At 54.7% G+C, this 14,197-nt stretch carries 11 protein-coding genes; 6 read left to right on the forward strand and 5 right to left on the reverse strand.

Annotation, left to right across the window (positions count from 1 at the left end):
- Positions 1 to 195: 195 nt before the first annotated feature.
- From EGT74_RS04320 to EGT74_RS04340, 5 genes are all read right to left on the reverse strand, one after another.
- A complete protein-coding gene (locus tag EGT74_RS04320; protein WP_158617999.1) occupies positions 196 to 1,866 on the reverse strand; it encodes a tetratricopeptide repeat protein in 1,671 nt (556 codons plus the stop codon).
- A 234-nt stretch (positions 1,867 to 2,100) separates the two neighbouring features.
- A complete protein-coding gene (locus EGT74_RS04325; protein WP_123845300.1) occupies positions 2,101 to 4,311 on the reverse strand; it encodes a TonB-dependent receptor plug domain-containing protein in 2,211 nt (736 codons plus the stop codon).
- 28 nt (positions 4,312 to 4,339) lie between these two features.
- Positions 4,340 to 7,117: an RICIN domain-containing protein gene (locus EGT74_RS04330; protein WP_123845301.1), complete on the reverse strand. Its 2,778-nt coding sequence runs from the start codon at positions 7,115 to 7,117 to the stop codon at positions 4,340 to 4,342.
- A gap of 32 nt (positions 7,118 to 7,149) precedes the next feature.
- Positions 7,150 to 7,581 (reverse strand): hypothetical protein, encoded by a 432-nt coding sequence (locus EGT74_RS04335; protein ID WP_123845302.1) that lies wholly within the window; start codon positions 7,579 to 7,581, stop codon positions 7,150 to 7,152.
- A 359-nt stretch (positions 7,582 to 7,940) separates the two neighbouring features.
- Entirely contained in the window at positions 7,941 to 9,797 is a 1,857-nt protein-coding gene (locus EGT74_RS04340) for a helix-turn-helix transcriptional regulator (RefSeq protein ID WP_123845303.1), read from the reverse strand.
- A 213-nt stretch (positions 9,798 to 10,010) separates the two neighbouring features.
- Between EGT74_RS04340 and EGT74_RS04345 the strand changes: the two genes are divergently transcribed.
- The 6 genes from EGT74_RS04345 (at position 10,011) to EGT74_RS04370 (ending at position 13,959) form a co-directional block, all read left to right on the forward strand.
- Complete coding sequence (locus EGT74_RS04345) at positions 10,011 to 10,490, forward strand: hypothetical protein (protein ID WP_123845304.1); 480 nt, start codon at positions 10,011 to 10,013, stop codon at positions 10,488 to 10,490.
- Positions 10,491 to 10,502: 12 nt separating this feature from the next.
- Complete coding sequence (locus EGT74_RS04350; protein WP_123845305.1) at positions 10,503 to 10,994, forward strand: hypothetical protein; 492 nt, start codon at positions 10,503 to 10,505, stop codon at positions 10,992 to 10,994.
- Positions 10,995 to 11,003: 9 nt separating this feature from the next.
- On the forward strand, positions 11,004 to 11,540 hold the full coding sequence (locus EGT74_RS04355; protein ID WP_123845306.1) for a hypothetical protein: 537 nt from the start codon (positions 11,004 to 11,006) through the stop codon (positions 11,538 to 11,540).
- A gap of 11 nt (positions 11,541 to 11,551) precedes the next feature.
- Positions 11,552 to 12,532: a hypothetical protein gene (locus tag EGT74_RS04360; protein ID WP_123845307.1), complete on the forward strand. Its 981-nt coding sequence runs from the start codon at positions 11,552 to 11,554 to the stop codon at positions 12,530 to 12,532.
- Between the two features lie 429 nt (positions 12,533 to 12,961).
- Positions 12,962 to 13,378 (forward strand): hypothetical protein, encoded by a 417-nt coding sequence (locus EGT74_RS04365; protein WP_123845308.1) that lies wholly within the window; start codon positions 12,962 to 12,964, stop codon positions 13,376 to 13,378.
- A 257-nt stretch (positions 13,379 to 13,635) separates the two neighbouring features.
- Positions 13,636 to 13,959, forward strand: coding sequence for a hypothetical protein (locus EGT74_RS04370; protein ID WP_123845309.1), 324 nt, complete (start codon positions 13,636 to 13,638; stop codon positions 13,957 to 13,959).
- Positions 13,960 to 14,197 lie beyond the last annotated feature (238 nt).

A 14,197-nucleotide genomic window follows, 5' to 3' on the forward strand; every position in this document is an offset into this window, starting at 1 on the left:
AAAAAAATAACATGGACTTATCCAGCTACTGCACGCATAGGTTATCTGAAAATGGACGTGAAAAGGCAGTACTGAAACAGGAAAGTAAAATAGAGCAGAAAAACAGGCGCAGCGGCATCCGACGCCTCTATCCAGGCCTTACAGGCACCTCTACATGACCTCTACAGGGGAGTTAACAAGCTGATAAATAAGTAATTAGAAATTTTTCAGGAAGTCAGACAGGCTGTCTTTGTGTTCGAGGTTGAATACTTTCCGCAGACGGTAGCGCGCCATTTCCACGGACTTTACGGAGATATTATTGAGGGATGCGATGTCTTTAATAGATAAGTTCAGGCGGATCTGCGCGCAAAGGCGGCGCTCATTTTCGGTGAGGCCGGGGAATTGTTGCAGGAGGTTATAGAAAAAATCTTTATGTATCTCGTTTACGGAAAGGTTGAAATCCTGCGCGTCTTTATTGATGTCGAGGTCGTGCTGGAATTTATGAACCATCCGGTTAAAGCGGGCGATGTTTTCCTTTTTGGCCTCGTTGTGGATATCGAGACTGGTCAGTTCGTCTATGAAGTGCCGGATCATTTCGTTGCGCTGGGAGATGTAGAGCGCGTAATTTTTGAGGTCGTTGTCCCGGAACTCCAGCTTGTCGTTCAGGGCCGCCTTTTCCATGAGGGCGCCGTCAAGTTCCTGTTTGATCAGGGCGCGCCGCACCGCCTCCAGCTCCTGTTCTTTTTTCTGCTTTTGCCTCAGCTTGCTGTAAAAGAGCAGTCCTATTATAATAATAAGGACTACCCCCACAGCCAGCGCGTTCCGCTGGAAGGCGCGCAGCTCCTTCTGGGCCACGAGGGTGATGATCCGGGTTTCGTTTTCCTGGGCTTCCCTTTTGAGCTTGAGGGCCGAAATCGCTTCGCTTTTGCTTTTGGAAAGAATCTGGTTCCGGACTTTGGTGTATTCCTGCAGCTCTTCGAAGGCCTTTTTGTATTCCCCCAGTTCCTGGTACAGCAAAACGGAGTTGGTCAGGTTATCGAGCAGTTTTTCTTTTTTCGTATTGGAATTCGACCGGGCGATGAGGGCCCTGGCGTCACGGAGGAGCCGTTCCGCTTCGGGGTATTCCTTGAGCATGATACGGGAATAGGCCATCTGGTTCAGCACCTCGGCGTGCGACAATACTTCCGTGCGGCTGTAAACGGCGAGGGACTGGTCAAAATCCGCGATGGCTTCCCGGTACTGCCCGAATTCATTTTCGCAGATGCCGCGGTTGCTGAGGGCGGCGGCCATCATGTTGTCCATGCCGTGCTGCCGGGCGATGGCGAAGGTACTGTCGAAGTACCGGCGGGCCGTCTCGAAATCATCTTTCAGCAGGTACACCAGCCCCAGCGCGTTCATCGACACGGCCAGCCGGCGGGTATTGCCGGCTTTCCGATAGATGTCGTGCGCCTGCTGATGGTATTGGAGGGCAAACTGGGTGTTCTCGGTATCGTAAAATATCCAGCCCAGGTTGGTCACGCAACGGGCGATGGCGCTGTCGTTTTTGGCGGCGAGGCACAGGTCCAGCGCGGTATAGCCATAGTTCAGCGCCTGGTCGTACTGGTCGTTATACAGGTATCCTTCCGAGAGGTTCAGCAGGGACGCGGCCTGCAGGGCGGTGTTTTCTTCCTTCAGCGACAGCAGGTAGGCCTCGTTGGCCAGCACGAGGGCGTGGTTGGTAGAGTCCTTATTATAATAGGCCGCCAGCTGGTTCAGGATCCTGATCCTTTCAGGCGCGTGAAGGCTTTTATCTGTGAGCACCCGGCCCAGGCTATCCATATTCAGCTGCGCCCTGGCCGGCACGCCGATGTACAAACACACTGCAAAAAGGAGTAGCCATCTCATCATGCAGGAAAAGTAATAAATTTTTACATCCTCGAGCGGGGCGGGTGCGCACTTTTTTATTTCGAAAAGTTGGAGGTGTTCCCCACATGCGTTTAACCTTCCTCCTTTCCGCGCGACGTGATAAGTTACCCCGCTTTTGCAGGCGTTCATCCTGCCGGCCGTCACCCGGTACCGGTAGTTTGCCTAAGAACAGCGTATAAAAAAGCGCCCCGATAGTGATCGGGGCGCTTTTTTATACTATATCCGCACATTCACTTTCAGCACCACGTTCCGCCCGGCGCTGCTGATGCCGGACGAAAACAGGCGGTAATGCCTGTCGAGGATATTTTCCACGGCGGCCTGCACCCGGAAGCGCGAACCTAATTTCCATACGGAAGAAAAGTTCAGCGTATACCAGGCCGGCATACCTTCCGCGGGGGCGTACTGCTGGTTGTCCTCCCCGTAAGGGTTGTAGTCTTTGAGACGTTTCCAGCCGTTATAGAGTGCGTACGCTTCCAGCTCCATGAAGCGGTATCGGTATTGCACGCCGGTTTTGCCGAACAGCGGGGGGATGTGGTCCATCGGCACCTGTTTCCCGTCTTTCCCTTTATAACGGCCATGCGTATACGTGATGGTGCTGTTCAGCGCCAGCCCTTCAACAGGCTCCAGCTCCACACCGGCCTGCAAACCACGGATGCTGGCGCTGGCTTTGTTCTGGTTGGCGACTACCGGGGTCATCTTCCCGTCGTAGAGAATTTCACTCTCGCCGTTGAGCGTAAAACGGTCCAGCACAATGGCGTTGCGGAACAGGCTGTAAAACGCCGTCGCATCCACGGTAGCCCATCCGCCGAAATGCCGGCTCACGCCGAGGTCGAAGTTCAGCGTCTGCTCCGGGCGCAGCGAGGGATTGGGCACCACCAGCTGCGTACCGCCGGCGGATTCGAATACCTTGGCGAGGTCGTCGATGTTGGGGGCGCGGAAGCCGGTGCTGGTGTTAAACGTCAGTTTTGTAGCATCATCGGGCAGATAGATCAGGCCGGCATTGGCGCTGAACGTTACATTCCGCTGCGAGGCTTCGGTGAAGGGAAGATGCAGAATCGCCGTGTCGCGGAAACTGCTTTCAAGGCTCACGTAGTTCACCCGCAGGCCGTCGTTAAGAATCAGTTTGCCGGGAACGATCTTCCACAAATGCTGCGCGTAGGCACCGGTGTAATACATGTTATTCCGGCCATCGGGATACCGCGTGCCGAGACCGTACCCTTTCGCGCCGCTTTTTACATTCATGCGGAAGGCGGTGGATTGCAGAAAGTTGAACTGCCCGTCCACACCGGTGCTCAGCTCATGCCGGCCGCTGCTTTTGCGCAGGTCGACATGAAAGGCGGCTACGCCGATATTCTCGATACGATGCTCCCGCGTGTCGTTCCGGTACGCGCGCTGCATACGGCTTTCCTCGATCTGCTGGTAACTGGCCCCGGCCATCAGCCGGTCGAAGAAACGGCCCTGCCGTTGGGCATTATAGGTGTAAGATGCCAGCAGCCGGTCCTGTGGGCCGTAGTACCATTCCGCCCAGCGCAGCTGGCCATTGCGGCGGTCGGTCAACCTATCGTACCGCGGGATGTCGCTGCTGGTGGAATATTGCAGGTTGAGCTCATGAATATGACCGGCCTTGGGCTGCCAGCGCAATTTCTGCAGCAGGTCGTACTGTTTGTAGGCGCTGAAGCGCTGCACGCGGTCGTCCGCATTCCGCATCACGGAATCGATGCCGTTTACCTGCGTAATGCAGGCAGGCCGCTTCCCGAAGTCGCCATACGCATCGCGGTGGTTGCTGCCCGCGCGGAGGTCGCCGAAATTGCTGTAGCTGAAAGAAGTCAGCGAAGCGAGGCGCTTCCCTCCCGCCATCACATCCACATGCCCGGTGTACTCCCCGTACGCGCTGCTGTAACGCGCGGCGATGTTCGTTTTCGTATAGACGCGCCCGGTTTCCGAGAACGCCGGCTTGCGGGTCTGGAAATGGATAATGCCGCCGAGCGCGTCGGAGCCGTATATCGTGGAAGCGGGACCGAAGAGGATTTCCACCTTGTCTACGATATCATCGTCGATGGTGATCACGTTTTGCAGATGGCCCGTTCGGTAAATCGCATTGTTCATCCGCACCCCGTCTACCACCAGCAGAATGCGGCTGGCCTCGAATCCCCGCAGCACAGGGCTGCCGCCGCCCAGCTGGCTGCGCTGTACGAATACTTTCCCGCTCTGCTCCAGCAGCCCGCCGGTGTTGTTCGACAACGAGCGCGCGATATCGTCGGGCTGCAGCACTTCCACCTTGGCCGCCACGTGCCGGCGGTTCTCTTCGAATTTATTGGCCGTCACGATCACCTCCCGGAGGGGGCGGGCCGTATCCGGCGCAGCTTTCTGCGCCAGTACCGGCCCGCTCCACAACAGGGAGCAAAAAATCAGTTTGTGTTTCAACATATCATTGTCCGTAGTAGATTCCGAAAAATTATTGTACCACGAGCTTCTCCGTTACAGACTGGCTGCCGGTATCCACTTTGATAAAATAAATACCCTTCGCCAGCTCGCTCACCTGCAGCGTTACCTTGTTTACACCTTTCACCAGCTGCTGCTTGCGCCACATCACCACACGCCCGTCGCTGGTAGATACGGTCAGCAATGCGGTAGCGTCTTTGGTGTTGGAGAATTCGATCACGGCCGACTGGCTGGCAGGGTTGGGATACAACCGCACCGGCATGGTGGCCGCAATTTCCTGCACCGGTTCCTGTTTGCCGCTGGCGGCGATAAGCAACGGCGCCGGCGGACTGCTGATCAGGTCGAAGCGCCATTTCTGCGCGTTGGTATTGTTGCTGTCCCAGATCTGTACTTTGGTCATGTTCGCATCGGTGCCGCCGTTGAGGTCGAGCGACTTACCCGGCGCATGTTTGGGCACCAGGCGATAATAACCGCCTCCCGCGCCTTCAATGCGCCATTGCTGCTGGGGCACGCTGGCGCTGTCGTAAATCTGCACCGGCGTACCATTCGCGGTAGCGGCGCCTTCTACGTCCATCACCTTGCCGGTGGCATGCTGCGGGATCAGTTTGTAATACCCGCCGCCGAGGTGCGCGATCTGCCAGCGCTGGTTGTTGGTATTTCCGTCTGAATAAATGATCAGGTCGGTGCCATTGGTGGTGGCGCTGCCCGGCACGTCGACGTTGCGGGTGAGTGCGGCCGCGGATTTGATTTCATACACACCGCCCGGCACCAGCACCGAAGCAGCCGTTGCCAGCGGCACTTCCCAGATGCCGCGCCCGTAAGTGCCTACGCGCAGCAGTTTGGTGGCGCCGGAATAATAAATATCGATGTCGCGGAACTGGCTGCTGGAAGGCATGCCATGAGAATAGACGATCCAGTCCGTCATGTTCCTGTTCTTGTAATACACCACGTTGTTGATCAGGTAAGTGCTTTCGTCGGTGCTCGTGGTATCGGTGATGATCTCGCGGATGTTCACCGTGGGCAGCGAGCCGCTGATATTGGTCCAGGTAACGCCCGCATCGGTAGAGCGGTACATGCGGCTGCCGCAGGAAAGATACACCACGTTCTGATCGTTGGCCACCGTGGCGATCTGCACGCCGCCGGTGATGCTGGCAGGCACGTCGCTTTGTTTGGTGAATACCGGCGTACCGGCTGTGGCGTTCTGGCTGATGTAAAATTCCGTGTTCAATACAAGGTACAGGTAGCTGGTGTTGGCGGCCGACGGCTCGATGGCTTTCAGCGACTTGGCGGTATTGTAAATGGCCGTCCACGTCGGCGGATTGGTCTGCATGTTCGATGTGCGGAAAATTGTGTCGTTCCCTACAAAAGCGATATTGGCATCGCGGGAAAAAGCGATGCGCGTGGCGCCGGTGGCGGCGGCGGGCAAACCAAGATTCTGGGTGGTGTTCGCCAGCAGCTCGCGGCGCTGGGTGGCACCGTAATAGGCGCTGTTGGTGAGCGTGCGGTCGAACTGGTAAAAGGGCGTGTAGTCACCACCCCGGTTGGTGTACCAGGTGTTGATGTTGTAATACACCTCCCCGTTGTCCTGCGTTCCGCCGCCCATCACGCCGATGGTTTTGTGGCTGTTGCCCATGTGATAAAATTCCGTAGAGGCAAGGCCGTCCGACTTCGGCGTCCAGAGGCTGCCGCCATCGGTACTGATCCAGATGCCGCCGTCGTTGCAATTGTATATCTGTGTAGGGATAAGCGGATGATAACGGATGCAGTGCATGTCCGTATGGATCTCCGTGGCCCAGTTCGTCTGCATCTGGCTCCAGGTAACGCCCCCGTCGAGGCTGCGCCAAACGAGGTGCGATACGAGGAACAGCGTGTTCGCATCGCTCCAGCCGGCGGTAATGTCGAAGTTGTAGTTGCCCTGCCCGCCGGATGTACCGGAGTAGCCGGCGAGGTTGGGCGTGATGTCGCCGCGGATTTGCGTGAAGGTATTGCCGCTGTCGGTGGATTTATAAATGATGCCGCCTTTGTCGTTGTTGCTGCCGATGCAGCTGACATACACCACGGAAGTATTGGCGGGTGTTACCGCGATGCGGCTGCCGCTGCCGGGCACGGCGGGCGCAACGGAAGTGATGAGCGTCCAGGTGTCGCCGAAATCGGTGGATTTATAAAACTCCGCCTGCCGCGTAATCGCGTACACGGTATTGCTGCCCGAAGCCGCATTCACCCGCATGTCGCAAAAATTGACGTCGGCCTGCGTTTTGGTCCAGGTCACACCGGCGTCGGTGCTTTTCCAGATACCGTCGTTCGTGGCCGCCAGCAGCGTGTTGGTAGCGGAAGGCGACTGCAGTATTTCCACCGCCATCCTCGAGCCGATGGTGCTTTCGCCGATGCGGTTGAACAGCACGCCGCCGTCGGTCGACTTCCACACACCAAGCGACTGGCTGTAATAATTCGGATCGCCGGTGCCGAGGTACATGATGTTTTCGTCGGTACGGTCTACGCACACCGATGCGCAGGCCATGGTAGGCATATCGTCGGTGCCCGGTACGATGGCCCAGGTTCTGCCGGTATCCGTGGTTTTCCACAACGCGTGCGCGCTCACGGCGTACATTTTCGCTGCGGTGGTGGGATGGAACTTGATCTGCACGATGCGGCCGATACCATTGATCTGGCCAACTTTATTAGTGGGGAATTTGATGGGGCCGATTTCGGTCCAGGGCTGACTGGTCTGGGCTTTCAGGGCATACGCCGTCAGCAGCAGGAAACCTGCCAAAAGAGTAGTGATCTTTTGCATAAAATGTGTTTAAAAGATGAAAAGCCTGATGGTTACTGGCGTTGCGCCTTCTGTTGCTGCCATATGTTGATGCGTTCTTCCGGCGTAAGGATGCGGCCGTCGGGTTGCACATAGGGCGCCACTTCTTCTTTCCAATGCAGGAATTTTTTGTACTCGAAGCGGTATTTCACGGCCGGGTCTTCCGGGTTACGGCTGGTGCTGTAGCTGCTGCTGCGGAGTGCCGCATCTTTATCCTCTGCGGAGAACAGCTCATGCTCGGTCGTCGGGCGGGGCTTGTCTTTCCAGTATTCCTCAAATACTTTGACTGCTGCGAAGTAATTGACTTTAGGGTCGTCCATCATCTGGATCCAGGCGGTATTATTGCCGGGTGGAGCCATCCCGGCCGTACGGGCTTTGCGCGAGGCGCTGCAGGCTGCCGCCAGCAGACATGCCCCTAACAGGAACGTGCATAGTGTGTGTCTCATTGGATTTTGGTTTTATATCGATAATTAAAGACAAGGGTGTTCCCCTACGCACATGCGAAACAATAACTATTTATTTCCTTGATGAGTGTAAAAAGAGGATCTCGGTGCTCTGCTCGAAAGGCTACAATATATCATACAACAACAAACTAGTCAAGGGTTCGCTTCATCACGGGAATAGATACCTTGAAAATATTCTTTTCTATCCACACAAACATATTGGTTATACAAATTCTGAAAGTAATATGACAATGGAGGCGATATAGCAGGGAGCTTGTGTCATTCGATCATGAAGGAGATGAAGGCGGGATTCAACTGTCTACCGGGTTTACCAAAATAACAGTACGGCACATTATTGTTCATCAGGCCCCGAGCCCCTGCAGGAAGCTATTCAGGTCGTCTTCCCGGTCGAGGCCCAGCTTCTGTTTGATGCGGTAGCGGCTCATCCTGACGCTTTTGGCCTCTATGTGCATCAGTTGCGCAATCTGCCGGGTATCCATCTGGAGATAAAAGTAGGCGCAGAGTTTGAGATCGAGCAGGGTGAGTTTTTTCTGGGCCCTTTCGCTGAGCAGGAAAAAAAAATCGGGGTGCACCTGTTGTATCTGAATTTTGGCCTGTTCGAAATTACCGTCGAGCATCATTTCCTCTTTCAGGATTTTCTGCATGTTGACGGGGTCGCCACCGGCCAGCTTGTCTTTGATATTCAGCAGCGTCTGGTTTTTGTGTTCCAGTTGCAGCACGTTCGCCATCACTTCTTTTTTCAACTGCTGCTGCTGCGTTTCCAACAGTTGCTGCTCCGCTTTCAGCCGCGCCTGCTCTTCCTTTTCGAGTTTTACCTGGAGCTCGGATTCCAGTTTTTCGAGCTGCAGCTGCTTTTCGCGCTGGGCGGCATACCGTACGCTGAAATGATACGCGCGGAACATGAATATCAGCCCCAGCACAGCGGCAGCGGCGATGGAGCCATACAAATAGTTCTGCAGCCGGCGGCTCCGCTCCTGCTCCTTCAGCATCTGCATTTCGTTATTTTTCTTCTCGGTTTCGTACTGGATGTCGAGCTTCTGGGCATTGAGCGCCTGCTTCTGGTTGAAGTTCTTGTTGCTGTACTCCGTTACCGCCTGCTGGAACTCCAGGGCTTTTTTATAATCCCCCTGTGCCGCATAATACTGCGAAAGCGCCTGCACCACATTGATCAGCGTATAATAATAAGGCGACGGCGTGGCTTTCATCACACGCCAGGCTTCCAGCAAATGCTCCCCGGCCTGCGCCTTGTTGCCGGCGCGGGAGGCGTATTCACTGAGGATGCCCAGGCTGCTGCCCACTACTTCCTCGCAGTTGGGCACACCTCTTAATACGGCCCGGGCCGTGTTGGCATAATGAATGCCTTGGGCTTCGGCCGCTTTGTCGGTTTCAGGAAAATATCGCAGGTAATAGTTGGCCAGGTTGACGCAGGCGATGGCGTAAGTGTAGTTGGCCACCCGCCCGGGGTATTGCTGGTAAAGCGACCCGGCCCGGTTGAGGTACAACAGGGTACTGTCAAGTTGAGGGGCGCTTTTGGTGGCGTTGTAATTATACTCATGGGCGGTAGACATCGCCATCAGGCAATTGCTCAGCAGGTTATAGTCTTTGGTGAGCAGGGCGTTTTCGGTGGCTTTCCGCGCATAGATGTTGATCCGGGCTTCGTTGTTCCAGCCGGCGTACACGGCATACAGCTGGTAATAGATTTTGCCGGCGATGTACGGGTCGTCTGCGCGCTCCAGTTCTTTGAGTCCCTGGTTGCAAAAGCGCACCACCTCTTCCCCGTTGTCGAGCATTTTGTACAGCAGCACCTGGGCATAATACCCATACGCCATGGCCACCGGGTCTTTCGCCTGCTGCGCCAGCGCCAGGGCGGAATCGCTCACCTGCTTCAGGTTGGGGTACTGCTGGCTGTTGATGCGGATATTGGTAAGAAGGGTGTATGCCTTAACGGCATCGGTATACCGCCGCAGCCGCAGGGCGATGACGGCGCTTTGCCGCGCCCGGGATTCCGCCGACGCATAATCCTTGTTTATCCGGTAGATCTCGGCCAGCTGGTTCAGCAACGCAGGCTTTCTTTCTTCCTCCTGCCCGGCGCCGCTAATGGCCGACCGCAAACTGTCCGGCAGGGAATTCTGGGCAGCGCTGCCGGACGACACCGCTATGAAGATGCACATCATCAGGATATGGAAGCAGGATTTCATGCGTCCAAATTACAATAAATAGGCTGCAATCAGCCATGCCCGCATTTTGCATTGATTAAATAAATAATCTGTAATTATCAATTCTATAGATCATTAAGCAAACCTGTAGATATATTGTAGACGGGATTTTTGTAGATAGTAGATGCCGTGTAGGATAGCGGGATTTGGAACAGGGAACGCCGGCGGGGACATTTGCAGTATCAAATTCATGCTATGACGCACTATCGGTATTTCACACAGGAGGGCGACAAATTCCACCTCCGGTCAAACACATCCGCCGCCATCGTCCGGTCGGTGCTTTGCCTGGCGATGGCCGCCGGCATCTATTTCCTGATCCCCCCGGAAAAAAAGATCGGCCTCTGGGGTGCGGGTTTGTTCGTATTCTTCGCCCTCATCAACCTGCTCCGGTCTACCAAAAAACTGACGATCGACGTCGCCGCCAAAACCGTCGTTCATAAAAACAACGCCCTGACTGCGGAGGCGACTTACCGTTTTGATGAGTTCGTGCAGTTTTACGTGCTCCGCCACAGCTACCTGTTCAGGTTCATCATGCTCGACTGCACCGCCTTCCTGGTGTTCGGGCAGGAGGGCCGGGAAAAACAGGTACCGGTGGTGGTCGGCCTCTTCAGTGCCCGGCCGGCGCAAAACGCCGTGAACGAGATGAGCGCCATCATGGGCTTCGAAGCCGCCTGAAAAATTCACGCCATGCACAAGTACCAACTGACCATCACGCCCTGCGAACTGACCATCCGGCCATACTTCGGCTACCTGCCGAAAATAAGGGTATTGGCCTGCCTGGCCGTCGCTCTATTCACCAGCCTGCCTTTCCTCCAGCGGCAGTTAACACCCGATGTGACCAGGGTGATCTGTGCCGCCGGCGGCATCCTGCTTTTGTATGCCCTCTACGACTACCTGTTCCACGCGAGCGCAAAGTTTTTGTTCGATAAAAGGACACGCTCGATTTACAGGATCAATGGCATCTTCTTCAAAAAGCGGCTGATGAGCTTTGAAGACATGACGATACTCACCACATCCGAGTATGGGGACAGGGAATATTCCATGGGCCGCAAAAAGAACCAGTTCCTCAAAAACTACCCGATCAGCGCGCCTTTCGGGAATAGCCGGAAGAGCCGGGACAGGGAAGCAGAATACCGCGAGCACATCCTTCAGCCTATTCTGACATTCATTCATCATTAAACGGATACCATGCTTACACGATCTTACATCCGGACCATCCTCTTTTGCTGCTGCTTCCTGGCGGCCTGCAAACTGCCCGCCTCGCCCGAAAAGTATTTCGATACGGCGGCCCTGAACGCCAATGCCGTGTCGCATTTCGGCAGCGACTATTTCATCACCGCACTGGGATACGGGAAACGGCCCATATCTGCCGGCGCCGGCCCGTACAGTTATGAGGAGCAGATCGGCTTCGCCATACAGCGGGTGGAAGGCTACCTGAAAAATGTGGACGGCCTGATGGCCACCAACGACACGGAAGCTTTGCTGGATGCGTCCAGGGATCTGTTCCGGTTTACGCTGGACAGCTACCGCACTGATCATCTGCCAATCGCCCGGATGATCGACCAGAAAGCGCCGGCGGAAACGATCGCCCGGGCCATGGAGGCGCTGGACAGGAAGTCGTACGAAACCTTCCTCGCCAAATACGAAAAGCTCCATGGCATCGGCACCCGGTACGCCAAAGACCATGGCATCAAGCTAGCGGAAATGCCCACTTTTAACCGGTAAACCAGCCCATCATGACACGAGCCTTTCTCATCTTCGGCGCCCTTTACGGACTTTTTTTCGCCACCGGTTTCCCTATGCTGCTGTATTACAACATCAACGACCGGTTTGATGTAAACGGACTGCCCGGCAAAAATCCATGGCTCGCGATGGGCATTGTGGCCCTTTCGGTCATACTATGGTGCATTGTGCTGGCGGGGTACTTCCGCAAATGGGTACTGTCCACCTTTACCGCGAAGCGGAATATAGAGCGGCTGAAAGAGCACGGCGTGCGCCGGAGTGCGGAGATTTTATCCGCCGAGAGGATTTCGAAAAACGGCGCCGCGTTCAACAGTTATCAGCTCAGTCTTTCGTTCAACAACCTGGCCGGCACGCCCATTATCCAGAAAGCCGCGGTGAACGACGGCAAACCGCATGAGCATCGTTTTGTGCCCGGGAAAAAGATCGACATCCTGATCGACCGCGACATGCGGTCGATCCCGTATTTCATTTTTGCCAGCACTGAAGCCACCATCCACAAATCCATCGTAGCTGCGATCGTTCTCGGCTGGTGTGCGCTGGTCGCTCTCATCGGCTGGTACTATGTATTTTCCTATGAGTTTGAAAGTTTCGGGATGGGGTGGCGTTTCATGAGTTTCGTTCATCCATTGTTTATTTGCCCGGTCGTTTTGCTGTTCTATCGCCTCATCGGAAAACTTATCCTCAGGGTCGGCGCCAACCCGAAAGATGCGGCATTCATCAAATTCAAGGGGCTTTCGACCACAGCGCGGCTCGTCAATGCCAGCCAGACCGGGATGTATATCAATGAGCAGCCCATGGTGCGCTTCGACCTGGAGTTCACGGATGAGCGGCATCAACAGCACAAGGTGAGCCTGAAAAAAGTAGTGGACCTGTTGCACCTCGACGTTGCCCGCCAGGAAACGGCGGAGATATTTTACCTGAAGGAAAACCCGCAGCGGGTGGCGTTTGCCAGTGATCTGGATGACGTCCAGTGAGTTTTCAGCTGGTGGATTCAATGAGTGATTCAGAAAAACATCCGGTGAAAGAAAAATACTTAATCCCGAATGAAATCCGCAACGGGCAGCGTTCGCCAGTGATCTGGATGATATCTAATGAATTTTCGGTTGGTGGATTCAATGAGTGATTCAGAAAACATGCAGTGAAAGAAGAATATTTAATAACGAATGAAATCCGCAACGGGCAGCGTTCGCCAGTGATCTGGATGATATCTAATGAATTTTCGGTTGGTGGATTCAATGAGTGATTCAGAAAACATCCGGTGAAAGAAAAAGTATTTAATGCCGAATGAAACCACGGCCGGTGAACTTCGAGTGTTCCAGACAATGCCCGGTGAAACGAAATATTTAATACCGAATGAAACCCGCAGCGGGTGGGCTTCGGCAGTAATCCAGATAACACACTCCATGAAAAAAATAATTCCCATATTGATCTGCACCATACTGCTGGGAGCCTGCCGGCAGATTTCCAGGACAGTGGAAGATACTTTTCACCCCAGGGACACCATCATTCCCCGCAGCCCCCAATCCCCACAGGAAGAGGCAGTTTCCTACTCCGACCATCACTCCATCACGACCACCAGCACGAGCATCAGCATTACCACCGATATCCCGCTTCTCTCCGCGAAAGACTCCATTCTGCTCGCCAAAGCGCTGCAGATGTACCAGGAGAAGAATGCGCAGGCTAATGGAACAGACAGCGCGTCGACCATCAGCATTTCCATCAACGGCCACCAGATACGGCTGACGCCTGGTGCAGGCGCAACCGGTGAGCAGATCCGTTTTGAAAAGGACAGCGGGAAGGTGGTATTGGAGCAGGAATAGGGTAAAACCTGAGAAGGATTTTTTGGTGCGAAGTAAAGCGTCGGGGAGGGCCCGCCACCGCATGTAACCTTTCTTCGGACGATGCGTCCGGGTGCGAGTCCCCGATCAAAATGATTTCATCTTAGGGTATTCTTAGGGTTATTCTTGGGTTATCATAGGTAATTCTATGAAAAAAGCCTAAGAAAACCCCAGGAATACCCAACTTTTTCCCTTAAAATCTGTTAGGATGGATAAACAGTCACTAAAATCTGTCTATTATGGCGATCAGCAAACACCTTTTATTGAAGAAACTGTCCGGGCACGTAGGCCGGGAGGTGGTTTTCAAACAATACGGCGACAAGACCGTGGTGAGCAAATACCCGGATATGAGCAACCGCACGCTCAGCCCGAAGCAGGTGCGGAATAACGAGATCATGGAAGAAGCCAACTACGAGGCCAAGCGCATCATGGCGGACGAGGAGCTGCGGCATGCAGCACAGGTGCGGCTGAATGTGACCAGCAACAAATTGTACACTTCGCTGGTGAGGGAATATTTTAAAGCGGCGCGGGCAGCAGGCAATGACGAAACACCTGCGCCCTAAGGATATGTGTTACCAATGAGAAGTATTGTAAAGTCATGCAGGCAACGAGGTAATGCCTGCCTCATAAGGATACGCGCGCTGGAGAAAAAGTATAGCAGGCAACGAAGTAGCACCCACTTCAAAAGGAAATACATCGCCGGTGAGGAAGTATTTTAAGCTCGTAAAGGCCACAGTGGCGGAAGGCAATGAGCCCCAGGATGCAATGTTTACTGCGGGGCCGCACACCCTCCCGGTAAAA

This window comes from Chitinophaga lutea, from assembly GCF_003813775.1.
In the GTDB taxonomy this organism is placed as follows: domain Bacteria; phylum Bacteroidota; class Bacteroidia; order Chitinophagales; family Chitinophagaceae; genus Chitinophaga; species Chitinophaga lutea.